Source organism: Synechococcus sp. PCC 7502 (assembly GCF_000317085.1).
GTDB lineage: Bacteria > Cyanobacteriota > Cyanobacteriia > Pseudanabaenales > Pseudanabaenaceae > PCC-7502.
Genome location: NC_019702.1, coordinates 1,010,327 through 1,034,562, shown reverse-complemented (window position 1 = coordinate 1,034,562; position 24,236 = coordinate 1,010,327). Strand labels below are relative to the sequence as shown.

Here is a 24,236-nt window from a genome sequence, read left to right as displayed (position 1 = left end):
TGCTCTCCTATATTACGTTAATTTTTTGTCCGTTCTTATTCTTTCTAGTATTCTTCTTACATGGAGGCAATAGTTTTTCCTTTTTGTACTCTTGCCATCCCAAAACTCGCCTAAGACCAACTTTCAGATATTCTTCTTGAGATTCAATGCTAATTGAATTTCGTCCTAAACGCTTTGCTACAGCAGCCGAAGTAAAAGTTCCTGCAAATGGATCAAGCACAATGTTACCCTTACCAGTGCTTGCAAGAATAATTCTCTCTAGTAATGATTCGGGTTTTTGCGAAGGATGATTTTCATATTCTTCCATCCGATATCTTACACGTGGAAAATACCATACATTACCGGGCACTTTTTCTGTACTGTATTGGCTTGGAATTGCTTTTCTGTAGTCAATTAATTTTCGTTGTGCACCTGTCTTTGCTTCTATCTTAATATCTTCTGAATTAAAAATGTAATTATTCTTATCTTTGACACAGTGAAGTATAGGCTCATACATTGAGCCAAAATATTTTGTTGCTTGAACTCCAGAACTATCATAATGCCAAACAATTCGACTAAGAATTACCATTCTTTGTCTTAAGTAAAGGTCAAAGTACGGCATTGCTTGGGTGCTTGTCATGACATACAAACTTCCATTTGGCTTCAACACTCGAAGACATTCATCAAGCAGTTTATATGCCCACTTCGCATATTCTTCTTCAGATTCCCATTTGTCGTAAAAATTTGAAAATCGCTTTCCTATGTTGTAGGGAGGATCAACAAAAATAAGATCCACAAACTCAGAGGGAACTTTACTAGACAAAGTATGTAGGGCATCGCCATGAAATAGAATATGCTCATTGTCCTCGTACTGTTCAATCTTGACCATGTGTTTAAAGAAGTATCCGTCAACAAATAGAGATAAGAATACTGCAATCGGCTAGTATCCGAACTTCTTTAATACAAGCAGCTTACAAATCTTAACTTTGATCTTATGAATTGATTGGAGTGAGCATGCCCTCCATAACGACTCCCCCGAGGGTTAAGCTACCTAAGTATTATACTGAAACTTTCTGTATAACTACCCAATACAAGGTGATTATACGGAAACTGTCGAGTAAAACAATTATTTAGTGTACTAGGCAGAATTTTTCTGGATAACATCCTTATACGGGGTATAACACGGAAAAATGCAGAGCAATATTGCAAAACTAATGCTTAGAAACAGAAGAAAGTAGCTGAACCCAGCAAAAATAAATTCAGAATGATTTTGCATCACCTCAGGGATCAGGCAACTAGCAATACCTGCAAATATCCTATGGAATAAGGCTCTGATCAATAAAGCCGACTATTCACCCATAGAAGTAGCAAGTTCTTGTAAGCGTTCCTGTTGATCTTGAGAAATGCAGGTTTGAATTACTTCTTCTAAATCCCCATCTAAAATACTAGCTAGGGTAAAGTTTTGATTGAGACGATGATCGGTAAGGCGACTATCTTTATAGTTATAGGTACGAATTTTTTCTGATCTAGCACCAGTTCCAACTTGCGATCGCCGCATTGACGTTACGGCATCCTGTTGTTCCTGCATTTTAATTTCATACAGTTTTGCCCGCAGAATCTGCATTGCCCGTTCTCGGTTTTGCAGTTGCGATCGCTCTTCCATACACTTAACCCGAATCCCTGTGGGTTTGTGCATTAAATCCACCGCAGTTTCCACTTTGTTCACGTTTTGTCCGCCCGCACCGCCTGAGCGAATGGTTGTTAACTCAATATCATTGGGATCAATATGCACTTCCACCGCATCTACTTCGGGCATAACGGCGACTGTAGCTGTAGAAGTATGCACCCTACCCGATGCCTCCGTGGCAGGGACTCGTTGCACTCGATGCACCCCTGACTCAAATTTCAGCTTGCTATAAACTCGATCGCCTTGAATTTCTAACACAGCTTCTTTAAAACCACCCAATTCGGCAATGGATTCGCTGACTAGTTTTACTTTCCAACCTTGGCGATCGGCATAGCGGGAATAGAGCCTGAGTAAATCTCCCGCCCAAATACTAGCTTCATCACCACCAGTACCAGCCCTAATTTCCAGCATGATATTCTTATCATCATTGGGGTCTTGGGGTAAAAGCAGTAATTTTAGCCGCTCTTCTAAATGTTCTAACTTAGCTCTTAGCTCTTCAATCTCTAAGGACGCAATTTCTTTTAACTCAGGATCATTGGACTCTTTGAGAATTTGCTCAGATTCCTGTAGATCAGTTTCCGCTTTCCGCAAGGTATCAAAAGTTTGGACAGTCTCCTCTAAAGATGCACGGGCTTTGGCGATGCGCTGAAATTCAGAAGGGTCTTTCGCAACATCAGGATCACCCATGCGACGGGTCAGTTCATTAAAGGTTTGCTCTACGGATTTGAGCTTGCTAAGAAGATAGGGAGCGGGCATACTGCATTTATGAGGTGGGAAATCAAGGGAAAAGCCAAACAATCAATACTGCTATTTCTTGCGACTTCTGATGCCTCTTTTAACTTTAACTTCTTCTTGAGGAACAGCATCTTCAGCAGCGTTAGCATCGAACATCCCATACTTACGCAAAAATCTTTCTACACGCCCTTCGGTATCAACAATTTTTTGGGTACCAGTATAAAAGGGGTGGTTGCCAGACCAAATATCAACATTGAGCTCAGGCTTTGTGGAGCCAACGGTTGCAACTACTTCGCCGTTACAGATAACTTTGGCATCGGGATACCATGTGGGGTGAATATTAGGTTTAGGCATGGCTATAGAATATAGAAAGGTATAGAAACTTAAATACAGCTTTACTAGCCTAGCATATTAGTCTAAATAGCTAAAGTTTATAGTTTAATTTTTCTGAGTAACTTTCTTGCATCTAGTAAGCCGAACAAAACCCTTCATAATTGGGCTGGATTGAGTAACTGGAAACTCAAGACCTAAAATTTGCTGGGTCTTGATCCCTACGATGGGAGGTTGGTAACGGAGGAGAAGGGCGATCGCCCACCAAGGCAGCAGTTTTTTCTAAGGACTCCCGTAAATGTTTTGCCGCATAAATACACATATCCCGTGGCACACTAATGCGATCGCGCAAATATCTTAGAGCTAGATCAGAATCCTGAGGTGGTACACATACTTCTTGAGTAACCATAAAAGTTAAAGCACAGCGTAATGCTTGATCAATTAAGCTATTTTCCGCAGGATTAATACGGATAATATTATGTCGGTGCTTCAAGACTCGGTATAGTGCCTCCGCACGGGCATTCTCTGGTTCTGGATACTTAACATCGGGTAGCTCAAACCAAGAACCGTTATCTACCTTTGTTTGATTAATCAGTGTTTGCGGCTCATTGTTCCTATAGCAGCCTCCCATTTGCGGCGGTAAATCATGGGCATGGGTATGAAAATCACTCTGAGTACCTCTGTAGGTAAGGCGGGTTTCCATGGCATTAAACCAATGGGATAAATAGGGATTTTCATCTCGCAAGGAATAGCCTTTGTAGTAATAAAGACTGGCATTCATACGCTCAACGTATGGGGTAAAGATCACATCCACGATCCCAAACTGATCCAGAAAATAATCACCAGAGGTCTTTGCTAGAGCAGATTCAACCATTGCTACCACATCTTTAAATTGCTGACGAAGAGTTTGATCTTGACGTTCTGAAGTTATGGGGTAACATAACCAATTGCACCATGCTCTAAACAGAAGTCTCTCTAATTTTCTCAAGGGCATAACCAAGGAGTCTTTCATACTGTGATTGAGTTTGCCAAATACCCGTTCTAGGGCAATCAAAATTTCATCACTTTCCGTAATAATTTTGCCATCCAACTCGATCGCTGGCAGCATTCCCGAAGGGACTTTGTGCTTGTACCAACTTTCCTTTTCGCCATAGCAAAACATTGTCACTTTTTCAATGCGATAGGGGATTTGCTTTTCCTCTAGCCATAGCCAAACTTTTTGACAATAGGGACACCAAGCATGATGATCTCGAAATAGGGTAACCCGCACATCAGATTCTGATTGTCCAAATAGCCGTAATCGAGATTGGGAGTTGGTATTGCCGTTAGTAGTATCGATTTGAAAATCTGTGAGGGCTTCTAGTTCTGTCCAAGTCAGAGGTGTCATATAATCCAGTCAATAATTAGGGGTGATTTAGATAGATTCGTAAAAGTGAACAGGTCTATACTCAGTCTAGCTTAGGTATAATTTTATACTTATTCTAACGATGCTCCTGTCTCGTAAAATACTCGCAGATGTCATTGATCTTTTGCCTTGATCCATTGATTCCATTGACTTAGTTGTGTTTGTAGTTCAAGATAGAAGTGGGGCATTGCATTACCACTAGGCTAGTTATGAAGTTTTGGTTAATGGTTTTACTCGTATTACTCCCACTGGCAGCACAAGCACAAAACCCAGATGCGCTAGTACCATTGGCACCATCTCAGCCAAGTTTATGGTGGATTAGCGATCGCCTAGGGGAAGGATTTATTGAAAATTGGATAATTGATCAAGATGCCAAACTTATTAGACTCCAAGTTAACAGTCAGACATGGTTAACAGCTAACTACATCAAGCGTTACGAGATTATGCAAAAACTGGGGAACGTTGCCCTAGAAAATCGCTATGACATTGTAGTTGAAAACAATCGGCAAGTTAAATTAGCCCAATATAAATATGAACAGGGAAATTGGCAAATTACCCCACCTTTACTGGGTGCTACTCCTTTTAGTGCCAATAGTGGTAACTTCTTTGGGTTGCGATAGCCAAATCTAAGCGGAAATAATTTGAGTAGCTGTAAGTTGTAATTGGGGAAATGTGGGCGAAATAATTAGCTCATCATTTTGAAACCGAGTTAGTTGATATTTTCCTTCAGCATCTAGGCTAAAAACTAATTTTGCCATCCACCAGTTCATAGCGACCGTCTTCAGGGCTTTGACCCAAGAATTGCTCAAAACTAAGATTCATCTCCTGCTCTATGTCCGATCCTAATTTTGGTTGGGTATTTGCAATCATAGGTTTTCTCAAAATGCCTATCCTGATTCGTATTGAAAAATTATATCAAAGACTTAGGAATGCCTTCCCCAAGCGATCGCTGCAAATCTAGTATTAGCAAATCAACTGAATCAGCAAGATGATAAGCTAGTTAACCTTAATCTAGTTAAGATCTTTTATTTTTCATTCCTTAAGTAGCTTTTAATATCTAGTTTTAATTTTTAATAAATTCTATGCAAACAGTGTGGGTTTTCCCAGGGCAGGGATCGCAAGCAGTAGATATGGGTGCAGACCTGTTCAATCAACAATCTAGTCAAGAAAAATTACAAATAGCTCAAGATATTTTGGGCTGGGCGATCGCTGATAAATGCCACAAAGAAATTACAGAATTATCAAAAACTCAGTTTACTCAGCCTTGCCTCTACGTTATTTCGGCAATTTTAATCGACATCCTCAAATCCAAAGGTTATAGTCCCAATGTTCTTACTGGGCATAGTTTAGGAGAGCTTACCGCTTTATATGCGGCTGAGGTTATTGATTTTGCTACGGGTTTAGAGTTGGTAAGAGAGCGATCGCTGCTAATGTCTCAGGCAACAACTGGAGGAATGACAGCTTTAATAGGTTTTGATCGAGCTGCACTAGAGGCAGTAATTGCTCAAACCGCAGGTGTAGTCTTAGCCAATGATAACAGTGCTGATCAAGTTGTAATTTCTGGTGATATTGAGGCTATAAAGCAAGTTTGCGATCGAGTCAAAACTAAACGGGCTATTCCTTTACCAGTTAGCGGAGCATTTCACTCACCCATGATGGCAGGGGCGGCGGAAAAGTTTACGCAAATTTTAGCCAAGGTCGAGTTTAAAGATGCCCAAATCCCTGTCCTGTCAAATGTACAACCCCACCAACCCACCACCGATCCTACAAAACTAAAATCACTAATTGCCCAGCAAATGACTGCACCCGTGCGCTGGCGAGAGATTTGTCTGTACTTACAATCATCGGGCTATGAACAGGCTGTAGAAATTGGTTCAGGTAAGGTTTTGACGGGATTGATTAAGCGCACTGCCAGTAATCTCAAGTTATTCAATATCTCTAACCTTAACCAATTAGCCGAGTATGTTTCTGTAAATCAGAATTAGTTCTTTAGGTTACCCCAAAACTTATCCCGCTCATTTATTGACAATACCCCAAACCTAACTCATACATGGCTAAGAAAAAAGCTTAACTAGGCTATGATAAGGGGATATTTTTTGACTAAGCATCCATGACTAACTTGAAAGGGCGTGACTTACTCAGTCTGGCAGATTTACAGACCTCCGAAATTCTGGAACTTTTAGACCTAGCAAAGCAATTAAAGTCAGGCGAGCTACGTCCCAATTTTGAGCGTAAAACTCTAGGGTTATTATTTCGTAAGGCATCAACCCGCACCAGAGTTAGCTTTTCGGTAGCAATGCATCAGTTAGGCGGTCATGTAATTGATCTACTGCCCAGCACTACCCAAGTTGGGCGAGGGGAACCCGTGGAAGATACTGCTAGGGTTTTAGATCGCTATGTAGATGCTCTGGCGATCAGAACTTTTGCTCAGTCAGAATTAGAAACCTTTGCCAAATATTGTAAAATTCCGATCATAAATGCCCTGAGCGATCGTGAACATCCCTGTCAGGCACTAGCAGATTTATTAACCGTTATCGAAAACTTTGGTGGTTTAACAGGACTAACCCTAACTTACTTTGGTGATGGCAATAATATGGCGCATTCTTTAATGTTAGGTTGCGCTTTGGTGGGGATGAACGTGCGAATTGCTTCCCCAGTCGGGTTTACGCCCGACCCAGAAATCGTAGCGCAAACTAAAACTATTGCCAATGGTAAATCTGAGGTTTTAGTCACTAACGATCCCCACTTAGCTGCCAAGGGAGCGCAGGTACTTTATACCGATGTCTGGGCAAGTATGGGGCAGGAACAAGAGGCTGATGATCGCATTCCGTTATTTCAACCGTTTCAACTAAATTCTGAACTGATGGCATTAGCACACCCCAAAGCGATCGTTCTTCATTGCTTACCTGCCCACCGTGGTGAAGAAATTACAGTAGAAGTTTTAGAAGGTAGTCAATCTAAGGTATGGGATGAAGCAGAAAATCGACTTCACGCGCAAAAAGCTCTATTAGTAAGTATTTTGTAGAGAATGCGAATTTTAGATTAAATATGCCATTCAGGTATTTGAGACTGGAGCTAGAAAATTAGCGATCGCCTTGGGATAAATTATATGCTCTTGTACCTGAATGCGTTGTTGTAGGGACTCAACCGTATCACTTGTTAAAACTGGTACCGCCGCTTGTTCTAAAATTTTGCCACTATCTACTTCCAAACTAACAATATGCACCGTACAGCCAGCAATTTTTACACCATAATTTAACGCCTGATCGATAGCATGGGTACCACGAAAGCTCGGTAATAGACTGGGATGAATATTTAAAATGCGATCGCTAAAGGCATCAATTAATACCTGAGTCACAACCCGCATCCAACCCGCCATAATCACCAGATTAACTTGATATTCATTTAGGGTTTGAATAATTGCCCGATCTAAATCTTCACGGCTTTTATAATCTCGATGATTAATTAGCACCGCAGGAATTCCCAGTCTTTCCGCCCTCTCTTTGACCTTGGCATCGGGATTGTTATAAATAACCACTCGAATTTGGGCATTAATTTCTTTATTACTAATGGCATTGGCGATCGCCTCCATATTACTGCCACTACCAGAAGCCAGAATCCCAAGATAATTAAGCATAAGCCTGCGATAAGATATTAAAAGTACGATTCATTATCTAACATGCCCACTCCACCCGAAACATTAGTGCCGAACCAAATTGTCATTAAGCACAATCAAAATATTGATGAAAACATTGATCAAATTGATGCGGAACTGTCAAAACGGTTTATAGCACTGGATACGGCGGGCTATTTTATTATCTATATCGATCCAATTCAAAAGCTAATTTTTGCCAAGCACTTTACTAACGAGATCAACGCCCAAGGGTTAGCCACCGATCCAGAAACTGGCAAGGTGATTCCCGCTAAAGGACAAGTTAAACGGGAACCGACTAGGGTATTTCAGGCATATACCGCAAAACAATTATGTGTGGAAATTTTTGAAAATAGTTCTATACCCCCAGTGACCATGCTGGATCATGCCGCCTATATAGGCAGGGAGGCACAAAAGGCAGAGTGGGCTTTACGTCAAAATCAAACATATATTCAAGATTAAGTTATTCAAGATTAAGTCTAAATTTGCAGCCAAAATTTAATTCAAGATTATGGAGACCAAGGAAATTGTGAGTAATAGCTGGTGGGAAATCCAAGTCTTGGGGAATCCAGTCCTAGAAGAACAGATATTTTGGCGATTACAGAGATTTGGCTGCCAAGGTACCGCTACCCAAGTTACGGAAACAAATTCTTTAACTAAAGCGTACCTCCCATCTGCTAAGGCTTCTTTTCTTGATCTTGCGGCTCTATCCCTATGGCTAAAACAAGATGCGATCGCTGCGGATTCAGAACCTCCCAGGGTTAAATGGCACCTCATCAATGAAGAAGACTGGTCAAGCAGTTGGAAACAGCACTGGGCACCCCAAGAAATTGGCGATCAATTAATTATTATTCCCGCTTGGTTAGAAGCACCTGCTGACAATACTCGCTTAGTTGTCCGTCTCGATCCGGGATCAGCCTTTGGTACAGGTAATCATCCCACCACTCAACTATCCCTTGAAGCTCTCGAAATGCGCCTATATGATGCTCACAATCAAAACCTTACCTTTGCCGATATTGGCTGTGGCTCTGGAATTTTAGCGATCGCCGCAGTTTTACTGGGTGCAACTAAGTCCTATGCCATTGACACTGATATTATGGCAGTCAAAGCCACCAATGAAAATCGTGAACTTAATCACATTCCTGCTGAGAAAATTTGGGTAGGAGAAGGCAGCCTAGATTATTTACTAGAGAACATACCAGAACCTGTGGATGGCTTTGCCTGTAATATCATTGCCGATGTGATTTTGGGCTTGATTCCCAGTTTTCAGCATTTAATTAAACCTAATGGCTGGGGAATTTTAAGTGGAATTTTATTGTCTCAAGTTCATCCCATTGTTGATGCCCTAGAAAGTCATGGTTGGGTAGTTGGGACTCTGTGGAAACTTAAAGACTGGACTTGTTTAACCATTAGACGTAGTTAATTCTTAAAAGCTAATTTACAAACTATAAGACCCCTTTAGAACTAGGAATTACATCGATCTGTCGAGGGTCTGGTTCTACTGCCATGCGCAGCGATCGGGCAAAAGCTTTAAATGTAGCTTCAATAATATGGTGAGAATTAATACCATCTAACTGGCGAATATGCAGAGTAATGTGGGCATGATTAACAACTGCTTGAAAAAACTCCCGTACCAACTGAGTATCATAGGTACCAACTCGCTGGGTCGGAATATCTAAGCCATAGACTAGGTAAGGGCGACCCGAAAAATCTAAGCTTATTTGTACCAAAGCTTCATCTAATGGGGCAGTAAAATGTCCAAATCTAATAATGCCTTTGCGATCGCCCAGGGATTTTGCTAAAGCCTGTCCTAGGGTAATACCAACATCTTCGTTCGTGTGGTGATCATCTATGTGTAAATCCCCCTGCGCCTGAATATTTAGATCAATTAATCCGTGGGTACAGATTTGCTGCAACATGTGATCTAAAAACGGAATCCCTGTAGCGATCGCCCCTTTGCCTTTACCATCTAAATCCAAGGAGACCTTAACATTAGTTTCTCCTGTTTGGCGGTGAACTGTGGCGGTGCGTGCTGCTGACATAAAGGCTGCTCAAGAATTAATTAGGAGTAATATTTTAACCGAATCTTATATGATTTAGCGGATGAATGAATTTAGGTATATTTGATATGACTAATGATTTTACTCAAGCTTTACGAGTAGGGCTAACTGCTCCCGACTTTACGGCTACGGCGGTTATCGATCAGGAATTTCAGACCATAAAACTTTCCAGCTATCGAGAGAAAAAATACGTTGTGCTGTTCTTTTATCCCTTGGACTTTACTTTTGTCTGTCCCACAGAAATTACGGCATTTAGCGATCGCTACTATGAGTTTAAAGCCCTTGATACGGAAATATTAGGTGTATCCGTAGATAGTGAATTTGCCCATTTGGCTTGGATTCAAAGCGATCGTAAATCAGGTGGTATCGGTGACTTAAATTATCCCCTAGTTGCTGACATTACCAAATCTATTAGTGCTGCCTACAATGTCCTCATTCCCGAAGCAGGTGTGGCATTAAGGGGGTTATTTATTATTGATAAAGCAGGAATTTTACAGCACACCACTATTAATAACCTTGATGTGGGGCGGAGTGTAGATGAAACCTTACGGAATCTGAAAGCGATTCAATATACCCAAGCTAATCCTAACGAAGTTTGTCCCGTAGGTTGGCAACCCGGTCAGGCAACGATGACACCCACACCGAAGGAGTCAAAGGATTTTTTTGCCAGTCTTTGAACTAGTCTTTCAACTAACTTCAATAGCCTAATTTCCATAGTTAGTGCTAAGGTATTGGCATCATAAATTTGAGATAGATTTAAGTCTCTCAAGCACTGCTAGCCCCATGTATATCAAGCACATTGAGCTATCCCGTTTTAAATCCTTTGGTAACACCACCCCCATTCCGATGTTGCCCGGTTTTACGGTGGTTTCAGGTCCTAATGGTTCGGGGAAATCTAATATTCTTGATGCTTTATTATTTGCCCTCGGTTTATCTGGTTCCAAGGGGATGCGGGCGGAGCGGCTACCAGATTTGGTAAATCAAGAACATAGCAAAAAGGGTAAGACCGTAGAAGCAAGTGCCACTGTGACCTTTGCCCTTGATCAACCAGTGAATGGCTTAGATGAATGGATTGTAAGCCGTAGATTACGAGTTACAGGACAGGGTACCTATACTTCTACCTATTACATTAATGGTTCGCCTTGCACCTTAACCGAACTCCATGAGCAGTTGGCTAGTTTGAGAATTTATCCCGAAGGCTACAACGTGGTTTTACAGGGAGATGTGACGAGCATTATTTCCATGAACTCCCGCGATCGCCGTGCCATTATTGATGAATTAGCAGGAGTGGGTGAATTTGATCGCAAAATTATTACTGCCAAAGAAAAGCTAGATGATGTCAAATCCCAAGAGGATAAGTTTCGGATTGTGGAGCAGGAATTGATCCTAGCACAGGAAAAACTGAAAAGCGATCGCCTCAAGGCACAAAAATATCAGGCATTACGGCAGGAATTAGCAACCTTAGAATCCTCAGAGGTAGTATTACACCACCGCCAACTGCAACAACAGCAAAAGCAGAAACTAAAGCAACAGGCTAATATTCGGGTCACGATTAAGGAACTCGATCAGGAATTAGCGGAACTAGCTCAAACTATTGCTACATCTAATTTAGAACTGGAAGCTTTGAATTTAAAGGTAAAAAGTTTAGGGGAAGATGAACATTTAGCATTAACCAGTGAAATTGCCACTAAAAATGCTGAACTCAGAGCCTTACAACGGACACAACAGGAATCTAGCAATCGCGATCGCACTAATCAAGAACAAATTGGACGTATCCAGACGGAAATCAGTCAATATTTACAAGAAACTGAGCAGCTATCTAGGCAGCGGCAAGCTAAGGAGCAGGAAATTCTAGATATAACCCAAGTCCGCAATCGGCAATTGGAAATTGTGACAGGTTATCGCACCCAATTACAGGCGATCGCCTCAGCTTCAACGGATTGGGTTAAACAACAAGCTCAACTACAAACCGAGATAAATAACTTATTAGCGCAACTCGATCCCCAACGCCAAGAACTCACCCGCCTGCAAGAGCGATCGCAACAATGGCAACTGCAAATTGAGGCATTAACCAATGAACTTAATCATCTGGAATTAAACGAATCTTCTTGCGATCTGGATTTAACTAATATTCAAGCCTTAGCTCAATCCCATGCGATCGCCCTCAGTGAAGCTTTAGCAGAAACTCAAACCCTAAAAACTACCCAAGAACGCTTAATTAATGAACAAAGGCTAAAATCTCGGCAGCTAGATAAATTAGAAGCACAGACTCAGGCTACGAGGGAAATTCAAGGTACAAGGGCATCCCAAGTAATTATGGAAGCGAACCTCAGGGGAGTACATGGCTTAGTGGCGGAACTGGGCTGGGTGCAACCGCAGTATCAATCAGCTTTAGGGATTGCGGCGGGAAATCGGATGACGTTTTTAGTAGTCGATGATGATGGGGTGGCTGCCGATGCCATTAACTTACTCAAAACCCAACGGGCGGGGCGGGCGACATTTTTACCCTTAAATAAACTGAAGCGGGCAGGGGCATTACCAAGATTCGATCCACGCTGCGGGGCGATCGATTACGCCTTGAATTTAATCGAATTTGATCATGAATATTTGGATGTGTTCGCTTTTATTTTCGGACAGACTTTAATTTATGAACGCCTAGATCAAGCCCGTCCTCACATTGGCAGGTACCGCATGGTGACATTGGATGGCGATCTATTGGAAACCACAGGAGCAATGACTGGCGGGAGTTCTAGTAATCACACGGGAATGCAGTTTGGTAATTATGCTCAAAAGGAACCAAGGGAATCATCGGAAGTGATTGAGCTATCGACAAGACTGGAAGAAATCGATCGGATATTGCAAAGCCTGAACCAAAAGCTCTCTAGTTTGCAAATTACCGCTAAGACTGCTGAAACCGAACTCCAAGCCTCAAAATTGCAGGTTCAACAACTACAACAACAAAGCGATCGCCATACCAAGCAAATCCAACGCCAGCAGCAAATCCAAACTCAAATTCAACAACAGCAAACCGCCCTAAATCTCAGTCATGGACAGATGGAAACCCTCGTTACGAATATTACAGCCCTCGAATCCCGCCTTGCCATTGTCAGAACTAATTTAGCCAACTTGGAATCCTCTAGTACCCATACCGATTGGCAAAACTCCCAAACCCTTGTCCAAACTGCCGAACAGGAACTAAATCACCATGAATTGAATCTCAGTGCTGCGACCCAAGAGTTAGAACGTATCCAAAATCAAGGGCATCTCAACCAGGAGAAGATTAATCAACGGCAGAGCCGACTACAAGAATTACGTTCTGAACAAATGGGATTGCTGAATGCGATCGCCCAATCTCAAACTCAAGCTAAAGGTATGGAGTCGCAAATTCTGGAACTACAAACTAAATTAAATGTGGTGGATCAAACCCTTGGCGCAGTTAAACAGGAACGGGATCAGAGCGATCGCAATCTCAGAAATCATCAAGCTATGCAGCAACAACTGCAATGGCAACTGCAAAAGCAACAGGAGGAACAAATAGAAGTTACATCTCAACTCCTACAAATTGCCCAAGATATTGAAAAAATTGAACTTCCTAATCCGATTTCTGAACTGCCATCAGATATGACCTTAGAACAGTTGCAAATGGAAGTACGGCGACTGCAAAAGCGCATTACGGCAATGGAACCAGTTAATATGATGGCGATCGCTGAATATGAAGCCACTACTAACCGCCTCACGGAACTCAGTGAACGCCTTGAAACCCTGAGCCAAGAACGCACAGAATTACTTTTACGCATTGAGAATTTTACAACTCTGCGCCAGAGATCGTTTATGCAAGCCTTTGATGCTGTCAACGAACATTTCAAAACCATTTTTGCCGAACTTTCCGATGGTGATGGACATTTGCAGTTAGAAAATCCCTCTGCCCCGCTTTCAGGTGGATTAACCCTAGTCGCCCATCCCAAGGGGAAACAGGTAACTCATCTTGCCTCCATGTCCGGAGGTGAAAAATCCCTCACTGCCCTTAGTTTCATCTTCGCTTTACAACGCTATCGCCCTTCACCTTTCTATGCCTTTGATGAAGTTGATATGTTCCTTGATGGTGCTAATGTGGAACGTTTATCAGCAATGGTGCGTAAACAGGCAGAATCCGCCCAGTTTATTGTGGTCAGTCTTCGCCGTCCTATGATTGAAGCCGCAGATCGAACCATCGGTGTTACTCAAGCTCGTGGCGCACATACTCAAGTTTTAGGCTTACAGTTGCGATCGGGTTAGAAATAATATTAATCCTTCTCTGATTTAGCGATCAAGCGGACTGATTACCCCTTTCCCCCCCCGATTCAGCACATGGGTATAAATCATGGTGGTTTTCACATCTTTATGCCCCAGCAACTCCTGCACCGTGCGAATATCATAGCCATTCTGTAACAAATGTGTGGCAAAGCTATGGCGAAATGTATGACATCCAACTCGTTTGTCGATATCACCACCCATTTTGCTGGGATGACGCTTATTGTGAAACAAAATAAACCGCCTAATACACTAGACCTCTTGCTTGTGTATTTAAGAAGATAGTTTTAATTTCAGCTCATAATTATAGGTACCAGTAATCAAATTAAACCTTAGCCCAAAATGTTGTCTTCGATTGCGATACCTTCCAGATAATATTCTAAATATTTTTAGTTTCCTAAAAGTATGTTCAATAGCAATTCTCTCCCTAGCTAAAGTTCGATTAGATTGCTTTTGTTCTTTTGTTAAGTCTTTACCCCTTGGCTTTTTATTTGGGGTTTTACTATTTTTATGAAGCTTCTTTATCCGTTGATATCCTTTATCAGCAATTAACTCAATATCTTTACTGATATACATTCTACTTTGGCGTTGCAGATATAGGTATGAAATATACAAACCTTAGAAATTAAAGCTTATGCTGGATATTATTCCTAGCCTTTAAACAATATTTGGTTCATACTAAACTCTGCAACGCCATTATTTCTTTTGGTTTGGCACAATCCTGAGCTATTGTATGTGCCGCAGGTGGGAGACAAGGTTACTAAGCGTGGGTTGTATGGATGGGCAGGTGAGGCGATCTCTCTTCAAGGAGAGCAGTGTTTGGTCAATTGGGGACATACCACTGCTTGGGAGTTTTCACGGGATCTTATGGATTTTTGCAAAAGAAATAAATAAAGTAGGCATTATGAAACACGATGTAAAGATTGCGATCAAAGCTAAAACAATTAGTTTGGAAATTGAGGCTGCTTCTGAAGCGCTTGCCTCTACGCTATACGAAAGTTTAGAAGTTGCTTTTAATGGTGGTGCTCCATCCCAGTGGCTCACTTTATCAAAAGCATCTCCCTACCTCGGTACAAGCCGTAATACCAAATCGTTAAATACGAGCTACAGATAAAGCCTCTAAAATATAATCCCACCCAACAATCGAAGCAATTACCTCCTGAGTCATAACTTCTAACCTTTCCCGCATTAATGCACGCAACTGGTCAAGATCTTTTGGCAGTTTCCACCTCAACCCTAATTTGAAATGCTGCCACACTCTTTCAATGGGATTAGTCTCAGGTGCATGGGCAGGCTGAAATAGCAAAATAATATTTTTAGGAATCTTTAACCGTTTTGCTCTGTGTGCTCCTGCTTGATCCACTTGCATAACGATGATGTCACCTTGAAAATATGCGCTTACTAAGTTCAGAAATACTTGGAAGCATTCACTATTAAGGTGAGTAAATTCATAGAAAAAGCTTTCCCCTGTTGATGGTTCTACAATTCGATAGAGGTAAGTTGCCTTAAACTGCCACTGAACTTTACCTTTGGGTTTGACTCCTCTTGCTGTGATCTTCCTTCCACTAATTGTCTTTAACCCAATTCGTGTTTCATCTTGACAAAAGAATCTCACTTTGCCATTTAGTCCGATTATATTAATGCCAAACCAAGCAATCATGCTTATAATACTGGCAAGGTTTTTTTATATGCTTCTACTTGCTCTTCTGACTTTCCTGCGCTGACTGGACGTGTCACTTTCGGTCTGGCTTTCAGCCGATATCGGACTAGATGATGCACAGTTTTATAGTTTGATTTGATTCCTAATTGGTTCTCTAACCATTGGCAGATCTGCCCATAACTTTCAAAGCCTTCTGCTTCTTCCAGCTTTTTTATCAATGCTTTCTGCGCCCATTGTGGAATACTCTGTTTTCGCCCTGTTCTAGGTTTAGTCCTACTATTCCCCCTTTGCGATAATTCCCTAACCAATCTTGCAATGTAACTCGATGCCGTCCCAGTATTGTCGATGCTGTCTGGATTGTGCTTGCTTGTTTTGTTTTTAACAGATACAGCATCTGAATTCTTTCTTTATCTGATGCGGTCTTTTGCACTCTCAGCATATGTTTTAGCTCTTCTTCACTTTCTTTGATCTCTAATTTGTATACTCCTGCCATTTTTTTCTTTGAACTCGGTTTATATATTTATACCATCTGTAGTCTATACTCTTCGATTTGGTATAACGGGATATATGACAAGATCCAACAATGTGAGCGAGATCGGGCAACGGGTAGCAAGTCTGACTGGCAATACGGGAACCATTACCGTCGGCGTAATGCTTCAGGCAGTAACCGGGAGGTTAGTCCTGCAGAAATTTTGAAAACCAGATCTCAAAAAATCTAGTCCAATATATAGTCCTAAAATATATAGATTTCCAAGATGCTCATTATTAAAAAGTTCTAGGAGACACAATACTGATTCAGGTACATGTTGGGGGTTCAAGTCCCCCGTTCCGCATACCCCAATCTGGGTTGAGTTCTGCTGTGACGGGTGGTGATTTCAGGTTTCAGGTTCAGTGGGCAGTGACTATACGCAAGACCAGTTAGAAGAATAGGGACAAAGACAGATTGAGTTTTTTATCTAGCTATTCTCCTCGGTTGAACTTGATGGTTTTCATAAAATTCAATGTGATTAATTACTATTTCAACGATCGCCTGTGGAGCAAAGGGTAGTTCTAGGAGTTGAATTGGAATTTCATAATTGGAAGTTATAGTAGCAATTGCCTCCATAATGCCGCCAGATGATAGGAAATAGGGTAGAACGGTAATATTTGAATGTCCTTGACTAACTAAAGCTTCTATTTGCGTTTGGAGACTAGGAGCGATCGACCAATAGGCAGGAATTGATTCTAATGCTTGGGCTAATTTTTCCAAATATTGTCTAGTTTCTGGACGGCGACTACCATGTGCCAGCAGGATTCTAGCTGTGGATTTTTTAGGGAATTTAGATTTTAGTAAAGACGGAATAATCGGATAGGTGCCAAAGTGATTAGCAATTTTAATTTCTAACTGTGATCCATAGGTTTCTTGGGCAATTTTCACCTCCTTGGGTAAATCTTCACAAACATGGACTCCTGCCAATAAAAATATGGGGATAACTAAAATCTGATCGCAAACCTGTGATTTAGCAGAATTGGCAAAGTTAACTAATTGCTGACTTAGAGTTAATTCATGCCCTTCTAGCAGTCCACCTCCTACTAAATTTTCAGATTTTGCCTTTGCTAGATTAATTAAATTATGCAAAAACTCAGCCGCCGAGGGATTACGACTCCCGTGGGTAACTAGAAAATAGGAAATTCTAGGCACTGGGTAAAAACCAAATAATTTTACTGAATAATTTTCAAGTGTCTTTAGCTTAACCTTTTACGGCATTCTCTAAATCCGTAAGTAAGTCATTGGAGGGTTGCAGTGGTACACCATTAATGATGAAAAATGGAGTTCCGGGGACACCGATCGCTTTCCCTAATTCCACATCTTTATTAACTGCTTGTTTAGCTGCTTCACTTTGGCGATCGCTATTAAATTTTTGCACATTCAGTCCGAGCTTAGTTGCCAGAGAGATATACAAATCTTCCCCTAGTTGGCTTTGATTTTCAAATAAGCCATCATGAAATTCCCAAAACTTATTTTGTTGCTGGGCTGCCCATGATGCTAAGGAGGCGGGTTCAGCATTGGGATGAATATTAGTTAAAGGAAAATGCTTATAAACTAAAGTTACGCGATCGCCACGGCTGGCAATAAACTGCTTGACCACAGCATGTGCCTTGGCACAGAAAGGACACTGAAAGTCAGAAAACTCCGTCAGGATTAACTTTTGACTGGTAGCCCCTTTAGTGGGAGAGTTTTGAATAAATGCTTGGGGCTTAGCTTGAATTTGTTTTAAAATTTGATCCTGTGCCTGAGATTGTTGATCTCGTTGTGCCTTTTGATAAGCTTGCACTGACTCCAGAATAACTTGGGGATTTTTGCGAATAATTTCTAAGACCTGTGATTCTAGTTTGGGATCAATGTCAGCCTGAGCCGTAGAGGAGCCGCAGCCCCACAGCAGCAAGGGCAACATCAAAAGCAAGACAAGCGATCGCCCAATTCCATTAATCTTACTTTGTAAATTTACCCACAAATTATTCATAGTTTTTAAGTCAATTTTATTAGTCCAGCATTCCTAAAATGGCGATAGAAGTTTGTCAAAAATCCCTCGGTCGATAATCACTCATTCCAAAGTTTACGACATTCATGCTGCATCGCTATAAAATCTTGGGGAGAAAGATATATCGAAGACCTAAAACGCTTATATCTTGTTGATCTTATTAGGACTTTGTCCAATTTGATTACCAACTAGATAAGGACTATCTAAGCTGGCTTTACATACCTTTTTGTCAAAATCACAACTATATATAAAGGGTTCTTGCCAACTAAGGGGAATTTCCAGTAAATCCCTCGCACCACTAAATCCCTGAGCAATGAAAAATAACACAGCAATAGAATTTAGAACTATATGTAAGGTACGCCAACGATTTTGCCGATCTTGGTATATATCTTGAATAATTGCCAAGGAAAAGATCATTAGCATGGTTACAGAAATACCATAGTAAAAATGCGAAACCATCCATTCGTTATCCCGCCGAAAGATAGCACCAAAGCCTTCCCGTTTAAAAATATTGTCCTGAAATCCAATGAGAACCACGCCCAGCCCTGTTAAAGTTGCAAATATTCCCAACCATAGACGCTCACGAGCTATGTATAAAAATACTAATGAAGCGATCGTTGCTACAAATAGCAGAGCCAAAATTAGGACTTGGGTAAAGTCTTTAGTGACTAAATCATTTTTCAGAATGTACTTTACGGTTGGATGCGTCATTCCCAATAAACTGATACCAACCACTGCCCCAGATAGTACTTTACCCAGTTTGACATGCTCCATACCCACTGATGGCGGGATTTTAGACTTACTACCATCTTGGGATTTCAGTCGGCGTTGTCGAGTTTGCCATGCCATATTTAGCACCATGCCCAGAATCGGAAATACTACGGTAACGGCCACCGAGGGATGAATTATCCTTAAAAAATCTGTTAGTTCCATTGCTTACTTTACTCGCTTACAGTTGCCAGACTTGGATTTGTGTTGTTGATTTAAGTTGTTTTAGAAGTTGCGAAAACTATCCTGAAATACTACCAATAATTACGTTAGTTCCGATGAATTTAGATTAGGCTAAACTTAATTTTTTCTCACAAAATCTCATGTAAATTTCATATAGACTCCCCGATCGCCTAATGAATAACTCAAAAGCTAACTTAAAAACTAACTTACAAGCTAAATTCAAACAACCTAAAATCAAAGTTCCCCTGCTATTTATTTTGGCAGTCCCGTTTATCTCTCAAGTCCTATTAGCAATGGGGGTAGTGAGCTATTTATCTATTAAAAACGGACAGGAAAGTATTAAGGATATAGCCCAGCAGTTAGGTCAAAGTCTTGGCGATCGCATTGATCAGAACTTAGAAAATTACCTGAGCATTCCTAAACAAATCAACCAAACCAATCTTAATGCCGTTAAGCTTAAACTCCTTGATATTAAGAACTTAAAAACTTGGGAAAAGTATCTATGGCAGCAAGTCCAGATCTATCCCACGGTTAATTTTATTTCTGTGGGCAACTACAAGGGAGAGTACCGCACTGGAGAAAGGCTGGCAGATGGAAGTTTTAGAATTAATGTAGTTGATCCAGTCAAAATTACCCAATTGGGTAAAAAAACTATTAACAGAAATTTTTATTCCTTTAAGACTAATGCTTTGGGCGATCGCACCACGGGATCACTAATTATGGAGAACTTTGATCCAACCAAATGGAGTTTTTACCAAAAGGCAGTGGCAGCAGGAAAAACCACATGGAGCGATCCCTATATTTCCCTATTAGAGCCAACTTTATTGATTAGTGCTGTCACCCCGATCTATGAGCAGAACCAACCCGTAGGGGTAATTAACACTGCCCTGCGCCTAGATGGCATTGGCAGCTACTTGCGTAATCTTAAAGTCGGTGGATCGGGACAGGCATTCATTATGGATAAAAATGGGATTTTAATTGCCACTTCAACCGCAGAGTTACCATTTCGAGTGCAAGGTGGACAGGGACGAGAATTATTTAAAGCGGTAAATAGTACTAATGCTCTGACCAAGGCTGTGGCAAACGCTGTTGATAGCTATGGGAATTCTCAGTCTAATACTATGGGACAAATGCAGTTAAATTTTGACCAAAAAGCCTATTTTTTACAGGTAATTCCCGTTACTAATAATCTAGGACTAAATTGGCTAACTGTAGTGATAATTCCCGAATCTGACTTTATGGAACAGATCGAGGCAAACCGCAATAACCTGATTTTGGTTTATGTAATTACAGCGATCGCCATATCTATAGTTGCTTGGTTTACATCTCGGTGGATTTCATTCCCAATTTTAAAGATTGTTAATGCTAGTCGAGAAATCGCCGATGGAAATTTAGATGCAAAAATTAGCCCCCAACGCATAAAGGAGCTAGACCTTCTGGCACATTCCTATAATTACATGTCGGAGCAGTTACAAAATTCCTTTGCTGATCTCGGTGAGGCGTTAGATAACCTTGAACTAAAAGTTGAACAGCGTACATGGCAACTCCAACGGGCAGAGCGTAAGTATCGCAGTATGTTTGAAAACTCAGTGGAAGGGATATTTCAGACTACTCCTGCTGGCTATTACATTAATGCTAATCCCGCCTTGGTCAAAATTTTGGGCTATGACTCCCGAGAAGACCTGATGGTGAGTTTACAAGACCTTAACCATAATTTGTACGTTTTACCCAATCGCCGTCATGAGTTTGAGCAATTAATCAGTCAATATGGTGAAGTTAATGATTTTGAGTCTAGGGTTTATCGTAAGGATCGCAGCATCATTTGGATTTCCGAAACTGCTCGTATGGTTAAAGATAGTGACAATGAAATTTTATTTTATGAGGGTACAGTTCAGGATATTACCACTCGTAAAGCGATCGAAGGAGAACTGCAAACTGCCATCCAAACTGCTGAAACCGCCAATCAGGCTAAGAGTGCATTTTTAGCAAATATGAGTCACGAACTCCGCACACCTTTAAATGCCATTTTAGGTTTTACCCAAGTTCTGATTCGCGATCGCAGCCTAAATGCTGAACAACAGGAAAATTTGAATATTATCAGTCGCAGTGGGGAACATCTCCTGAATTTAATTAACGATGTTTTAGATATGTCCAAAATTGAGGCGGGCAAGATGACGCTTCAGGAAGATAACTTTAATCTTAAGGAAATGCTGGATTCCCTTGTTCAAATGATGCGACTACGGGCAGAAACTAAAAATCTGGAACTAATTTGTGATTATGGGATTATTCCCCACTATGTGATCGCCGATGAACGTAAATTAAGGCAGGTGTTACTCAATCTCTTAAGCAACGCTGTGAAGTTTACCGAGGCTGGAAGCATTACCCTACAAGTTGATCAGGATCAGGACTTTTTACACTTTGCTGTCCAAGATACAGGTTTAGGAATTGCGATCGCCGAACAGGAACGTTTATTTACCGCCTTTAGCCAAACCGCATCTAGCCACGCCCAAGAAGGCACAGGTTTGGGATTGGCAATATCACAAAAACTAGTACAGCTAATGCATGGTCATATTTCCGTCACCAGCCAAGTTGGAGTGGGATCAAGATTTGAGTTTAGTATTCCCTTAAAAATTGGTAATGCCCTAGAGGTAGAGGCAAACCTGCCCCAGTCTCAAATCATTGGCTTAGAACCAAATCAGCCCGTTTATCGCATATTATCCGTAGACGATCGCCTTGAAAATCGCAAACTAATTACTAAACTCCTTACTCCCTTGGGCTTCGAGGTCAAAGAAGCAAGTAACGGACAAGAAGCGATCGATCTCTGGGCAACCTGGTCACCACACCTAATTTGCATGGATATGCGGATGCCTATAATGGATGGCTACGCCGCTACGGAATATATTAAATCCCACCTCAAGGGACAAGCTACGATTATCATTGCCCTGACTGCCAGCGTACTTGAAGAAGAAAGAGTTATAGTTATGTCCTCAGGCTGTGACGACTTTATCCGTAAACCCTTTCGAGAAGAGACTTTACTGACAAAGATTGCTGCCCATTTGGGGGTTAAATATGCCTACAGTAACGCCAACCCAGAATCACAGGAGCAGGTAATCCCCACTGAACGCTTAACCTCTAGGGAAATTGCTGATCTGATGCCAGAGACATGGATAACCAATCTCAAACTTGCTGCCCAAGCGGGTGATGACGAAGCAATAATGCAACTAATTGGAGAAATCTCCAGTGAATCTACGGAATACACTGATCTCAGGTACAAACTCATGGAGCTAATTGAAAATTTTAACTTTGAGGCGATCGCTAATCTTGCCAGCTCAATTAATCTAAATAAATCATGAGTAACCAAATTTGGACAGCCACTGGTATTCAAATGATCTATCCTGAAGTTCCAGAATGGCAGGATGTCTCAGATCATGTGTTAATCGAATTGATCGAGAATTATCAAGATGAACCCTCGTGTGCCACATCGGCGATACTTGAACTTAGCCTAAGACAACCAGAAGTTGCCAAGAACCTAGCTCATTGGCTCATCCTAGAAAATGATGCCGACAAATGGTTAAAATCCGCAGCCCTTGACGTTATAACCTATCTATTACATTAAATAATGTAAACTAAATAGCGATCGCTCGATTTCTTAACCAGTGATCACACAGAACTAAAGCTACCATTGCTTCCACCATCGGCACCGCCCGGGGCAGTACACAGGGATCATGGCGACCTCTAGCAGTAAGGGTTGTTTCTTCGCCAGTTATGCTTACGGTTTTCTGCTCCTGCATAATCGTAGCTGTGGGTTTAAAGGCAGCCCGAATGATAATATTTTCACCATTAGAAATTCCCCCTTGAATCCCGCCCGACCGATTAGTAACTGTGCGAATGCGATCGCCATCTCGGTAAAACTCATCATTATGCTCTTTGCCCGTCAGGTGAATTCCCGCAAATCCACTGCCAATTTCAAAGCCTTTGGTAGCAGGTAAAGACATAATTGCCTTAGCAAGGTCTGCTTCAAGTTTATCAAATACCGGATCGCCCAAGCCCACTGGGACATTACGGGCAACGCATTCCACAATTCCACCGACAGAGTTACCTTCACGCCGCATTGCTTCAATTAAATCAATCATTTTTTCTGCCATTACTGGATCGGGACAGCGCACAATATTGCTCTCCACATCAGGCATGGTCACAGTATCGGAATTAATGGGGGCAATTAAATCTTGAATTTGGGTAACATAGGCAATAATTTCCACCCCTGCAAATTGATTGAGTAGTTTTTTAGCGATCGCCCCTGCTGCAACTCGACCAATGGTTTCACGGGCTGAACTTCTACCGCCCCCTTGATAATTACGAATACCATACTTTGCCTGATAGGTAGCGTCAGCGTGGGAAGGACGAAATTTTTCTGCCATTTCCGCATAGTCTTGACCACGGGCATCTTTGTTCCGCACCATAATCGAAATTGGGGTACCAAGGGTTTTACCCTCAAATACACCGGAGAGAATTTCACAGCGATCATCTTCTTTTCTGGGAGTTGTAATTTTACTTTGCCCAGGTTTGCGGCGATCTAGTTCAAGTTGAATCTCAGTTTCACTAATTTCCAGACGGGGCGGACAGCCATCAATAATTACCCCAACTCCCCCGCCGTGGGATTCTCCATAGGTGGTAACCCGAAATAAATGCCCAAAAGTATTCCCCATTATGCTTAGTTATCAATTCTTGCCTTAGGTGTCCAGTCTATCAGCCCACTGAACTGATTTACATCTATAAAATTAAGTTGCAGCAAGATCATTAATAATGGTCCTTCCTGCCGAGCTTGGAGCTTTTTGGCTAGATTTAGTTGTTCTTGGTTGATTAGAGCAGACTCAATCAGATAGAGTTCTAACTCCTGTTGGTCGCTGTCGGGATAATATTCAGCAGATTGAGACCGCATCTGGTACCAATTGAAAACGATTAGCG

At 41.4% G+C, this 24,236-nt stretch carries 30 protein-coding genes; 13 read left to right on the top strand and 17 right to left on the bottom strand.

Going from position 1 to position 24,236, the window contains the following annotated elements:
* Positions 1–7 precede the first annotated feature (7 nt).
* The 4 genes from yhdJ to SYN7502_RS05005 all read right to left on the bottom strand — a co-directional run bounded on the left by yhdJ (position 8) and on the right by SYN7502_RS05005 (position 4,118).
* Positions 8–868: an adenine-specific DNA-methyltransferase gene (yhdJ, locus tag SYN7502_RS05020; protein ID WP_015167792.1), complete on the bottom strand. Its 861-nt coding sequence runs from the start codon at positions 866–868 to the stop codon at positions 8–10.
* 459 nt (positions 869–1,327) lie between these two features.
* Entirely contained in the window at positions 1,328–2,422 is a 1,095-nt protein-coding gene (gene prfA, locus SYN7502_RS05015) for a peptide chain release factor 1 (protein ID WP_015167791.1), read from the bottom strand.
* A 51-nt stretch (positions 2,423–2,473) separates the two neighbouring features.
* A complete protein-coding gene (gene rpmE, locus SYN7502_RS05010; protein WP_015167790.1) occupies positions 2,474–2,755 on the bottom strand; it encodes a 50S ribosomal protein L31 in 282 nt (93 codons plus the stop codon).
* A 166-nt stretch (positions 2,756–2,921) separates the two neighbouring features.
* Positions 2,922–4,118, bottom strand: a complete 1,197-nt coding sequence (locus tag SYN7502_RS05005; protein WP_015167789.1) for a glutathione S-transferase family protein — start codon at positions 4,116–4,118, stop codon at positions 2,922–2,924.
* 227 nt (positions 4,119–4,345) lie between these two features.
* Between SYN7502_RS05005 and SYN7502_RS05000 the strand changes: the two genes are divergently transcribed.
* A complete protein-coding gene (locus SYN7502_RS05000; protein ID WP_015167788.1) occupies positions 4,346–4,756 on the top strand; it encodes a hypothetical protein in 411 nt (136 codons plus the stop codon).
* A 6-nt stretch (positions 4,757–4,762) separates the two neighbouring features.
* On the opposite strand, the gene SYN7502_RS19585 is transcribed toward SYN7502_RS05000, so the two are convergent.
* Positions 4,763–4,945 (bottom strand): hypothetical protein, encoded by a 183-nt coding sequence (locus SYN7502_RS19585; RefSeq protein ID WP_144050173.1) that lies wholly within the window; start codon positions 4,943–4,945, stop codon positions 4,763–4,765.
* Between the two features lie 23 nt (positions 4,946–4,968).
* On the opposite strand from SYN7502_RS19585, the gene SYN7502_RS21150 reads away from it, so the two are divergent.
* The 3 genes from SYN7502_RS21150 to argF all read left to right on the top strand — a co-directional run bounded on the left by SYN7502_RS21150 (position 4,969) and on the right by argF (position 7,161).
* On the top strand, positions 4,969–5,097 hold the full coding sequence (locus SYN7502_RS21150) for a hypothetical protein (protein ID WP_256377867.1): 129 nt from the start codon (positions 4,969–4,971) through the stop codon (positions 5,095–5,097).
* A 121-nt stretch (positions 5,098–5,218) separates the two neighbouring features.
* Positions 5,219–6,121, top strand: a complete 903-nt coding sequence (fabD, locus tag SYN7502_RS04995; protein ID WP_015167787.1) for an ACP S-malonyltransferase — start codon at positions 5,219–5,221, stop codon at positions 6,119–6,121.
* A gap of 125 nt (positions 6,122–6,246) precedes the next feature.
* Positions 6,247–7,161, top strand: a complete 915-nt coding sequence (argF, locus tag SYN7502_RS04990) for an ornithine carbamoyltransferase (protein WP_015167786.1) — start codon at positions 6,247–6,249, stop codon at positions 7,159–7,161.
* 30 nt (positions 7,162–7,191) lie between these two features.
* On the opposite strand, the gene purN is transcribed toward argF, so the two are convergent.
* Positions 7,192–7,773, bottom strand: a complete 582-nt coding sequence (gene purN / locus SYN7502_RS04985; protein WP_015167785.1) for a phosphoribosylglycinamide formyltransferase — start codon at positions 7,771–7,773, stop codon at positions 7,192–7,194.
* Between the two features lie 42 nt (positions 7,774–7,815).
* Here purN and SYN7502_RS04980 point away from each other — a divergent pair, with 42 nt between their 5' ends.
* Positions 7,816–8,250 carry a DUF4346 domain-containing protein gene (locus SYN7502_RS04980; RefSeq protein ID WP_015167784.1) on the top strand — a complete coding sequence of 145 codons (435 nt, stop codon included), beginning with the start codon at positions 7,816–7,818 and terminating at the stop codon, positions 8,248–8,250.
* Positions 8,251–8,299: 49 nt separating this feature from the next.
* Positions 8,300–9,211, top strand: coding sequence for a 50S ribosomal protein L11 methyltransferase (gene prmA / locus SYN7502_RS04975; protein ID WP_015167783.1), 912 nt, complete (start codon positions 8,300–8,302; stop codon positions 9,209–9,211).
* A gap of 22 nt (positions 9,212–9,233) precedes the next feature.
* Here prmA and hisB read toward each other — a convergent pair whose 3' ends face one another.
* Positions 9,234–9,830: an imidazoleglycerol-phosphate dehydratase HisB gene (gene hisB, locus SYN7502_RS04970; RefSeq protein WP_015167782.1), complete on the bottom strand. Its 597-nt coding sequence runs from the start codon at positions 9,828–9,830 to the stop codon at positions 9,234–9,236.
* 86 nt (positions 9,831–9,916) lie between these two features.
* Here hisB and SYN7502_RS04965 point away from each other — a divergent pair, with 86 nt between their 5' ends.
* Positions 9,917–10,525 carry a peroxiredoxin gene (locus SYN7502_RS04965; protein WP_041429935.1) on the top strand — a complete coding sequence of 203 codons (609 nt, stop codon included), beginning with the start codon at positions 9,917–9,919 and terminating at the stop codon, positions 10,523–10,525.
* A gap of 106 nt (positions 10,526–10,631) precedes the next feature.
* A complete protein-coding gene (gene smc, locus SYN7502_RS04960) occupies positions 10,632–14,123 on the top strand; it encodes a chromosome segregation protein SMC (protein WP_015167780.1) in 3,492 nt (1,163 codons plus the stop codon).
* Between the two features lie 24 nt (positions 14,124–14,147).
* On the opposite strand, the gene SYN7502_RS04955 is transcribed toward smc, so the two are convergent.
* Both SYN7502_RS04955 and SYN7502_RS04950 read right to left on the bottom strand, forming a co-directional pair.
* Positions 14,148–14,372 carry a tyrosine-type recombinase/integrase gene (locus SYN7502_RS04955; protein ID WP_465245763.1) on the bottom strand — a complete coding sequence of 75 codons (225 nt, stop codon included), beginning with the start codon at positions 14,370–14,372 and terminating at the stop codon, positions 14,148–14,150.
* A 39-nt stretch (positions 14,373–14,411) separates the two neighbouring features.
* Positions 14,412–14,714 carry an IS5/IS1182 family transposase gene (locus tag SYN7502_RS04950; RefSeq protein ID WP_051023581.1) on the bottom strand — a complete coding sequence of 101 codons (303 nt, stop codon included), beginning with the start codon at positions 14,712–14,714 and terminating at the stop codon, positions 14,412–14,414.
* 159 nt (positions 14,715–14,873) lie between these two features.
* Between SYN7502_RS04950 and SYN7502_RS20115 the strand changes: the two genes are divergently transcribed.
* Together SYN7502_RS20115 and SYN7502_RS20110 are read left to right on the top strand one after the other, a co-directional pair.
* The gene (locus tag SYN7502_RS20115; protein WP_210391323.1) at positions 14,874–15,032 is read left to right on the top strand and encodes a hypothetical protein; all 159 of its coding nucleotides are present in this window, start codon (positions 14,874–14,876) and stop codon (positions 15,030–15,032) included.
* A gap of 10 nt (positions 15,033–15,042) precedes the next feature.
* Positions 15,043–15,252, top strand: coding sequence for a hypothetical protein (locus SYN7502_RS20110; protein ID WP_015167779.1), 210 nt, complete (start codon positions 15,043–15,045; stop codon positions 15,250–15,252).
* On the opposite strand, the gene SYN7502_RS20435 is transcribed toward SYN7502_RS20110, so the two are convergent.
* Genes SYN7502_RS20435 through SYN7502_RS20425 form a run of 3 tightly spaced genes read right to left on the bottom strand, consistent with a single transcriptional unit; the run spans position 15,232 to position 16,291 of the window.
* A complete protein-coding gene (locus SYN7502_RS20435; RefSeq protein WP_015167904.1) occupies positions 15,232–15,798 on the bottom strand; it encodes an IS630 family transposase in 567 nt (188 codons plus the stop codon). The genes SYN7502_RS20110 and SYN7502_RS20435 overlap by 21 nt on opposite strands.
* A 2-nt stretch (positions 15,799–15,800) precedes the next feature.
* Entirely contained in the window at positions 15,801–16,016 is a 216-nt protein-coding gene (locus tag SYN7502_RS20430; RefSeq protein WP_210391275.1) for a winged helix-turn-helix domain-containing protein, read from the bottom strand.
* Positions 16,013–16,291 (bottom strand): helix-turn-helix domain-containing protein, encoded by a 279-nt coding sequence (locus SYN7502_RS20425; protein ID WP_210391276.1) that lies wholly within the window; start codon positions 16,289–16,291, stop codon positions 16,013–16,015. Before SYN7502_RS20425 ends, SYN7502_RS20430 begins: the two co-directional genes overlap by 4 nt.
* A 74-nt stretch (positions 16,292–16,365) precedes the next feature.
* Between SYN7502_RS20425 and SYN7502_RS21145 the strand changes: the two genes are divergently transcribed.
* On the top strand, positions 16,366–16,494 hold the full coding sequence (locus SYN7502_RS21145) for a hypothetical protein (RefSeq protein WP_256377866.1): 129 nt from the start codon (positions 16,366–16,368) through the stop codon (positions 16,492–16,494).
* 256 nt (positions 16,495–16,750) lie between these two features.
* Here SYN7502_RS21145 and SYN7502_RS04930 read toward each other — a convergent pair whose 3' ends face one another.
* From SYN7502_RS04930 to SYN7502_RS04920, 3 genes are all read right to left on the bottom strand, one after another.
* Positions 16,751–17,479, bottom strand: a complete 729-nt coding sequence (locus SYN7502_RS04930) for a sirohydrochlorin chelatase (protein ID WP_015167778.1) — start codon at positions 17,477–17,479, stop codon at positions 16,751–16,753.
* Between the two features lie 49 nt (positions 17,480–17,528).
* Positions 17,529–18,302, bottom strand: a complete 774-nt coding sequence (locus SYN7502_RS04925) for a DsbA family protein (protein WP_015167777.1) — start codon at positions 18,300–18,302, stop codon at positions 17,529–17,531.
* Positions 18,303–18,461: 159 nt separating this feature from the next.
* On the bottom strand, positions 18,462–19,253 hold the full coding sequence (locus SYN7502_RS04920; protein WP_015167776.1) for a DUF4079 domain-containing protein: 792 nt from the start codon (positions 19,251–19,253) through the stop codon (positions 18,462–18,464).
* A 191-nt stretch (positions 19,254–19,444) separates the two neighbouring features.
* On the opposite strand from SYN7502_RS04920, the gene SYN7502_RS18130 reads away from it, so the two are divergent.
* Both SYN7502_RS18130 and SYN7502_RS04910 read left to right on the top strand, forming a co-directional pair.
* On the top strand, positions 19,445–22,624 hold the full coding sequence (locus SYN7502_RS18130; protein WP_015167775.1) for an ATP-binding protein: 3,180 nt from the start codon (positions 19,445–19,447) through the stop codon (positions 22,622–22,624).
* A complete protein-coding gene (locus tag SYN7502_RS04910) occupies positions 22,621–22,887 on the top strand; it encodes a hypothetical protein (RefSeq protein WP_015167774.1) in 267 nt (88 codons plus the stop codon). The genes SYN7502_RS18130 and SYN7502_RS04910 overlap by 4 nt, the downstream gene beginning before the upstream one ends.
* Positions 22,888–22,897: 10 nt before the next feature.
* Here SYN7502_RS04910 and aroC read toward each other — a convergent pair whose 3' ends face one another.
* Together aroC and SYN7502_RS04900 are read right to left on the bottom strand one after the other, a co-directional pair.
* Positions 22,898–23,977, bottom strand: a complete 1,080-nt coding sequence (aroC, locus tag SYN7502_RS04905; RefSeq protein WP_015167773.1) for a chorismate synthase — start codon at positions 23,975–23,977, stop codon at positions 22,898–22,900.
* A gap of 5 nt (positions 23,978–23,982) precedes the next feature.
* The gene (locus tag SYN7502_RS04900; RefSeq protein ID WP_041429924.1) at positions 23,983–24,210 is read right to left on the bottom strand and encodes a DUF2949 domain-containing protein; all 228 of its coding nucleotides are present in this window, start codon (positions 24,208–24,210) and stop codon (positions 23,983–23,985) included.
* Between the last annotated feature and the right edge of the window lie 26 nt (positions 24,211–24,236).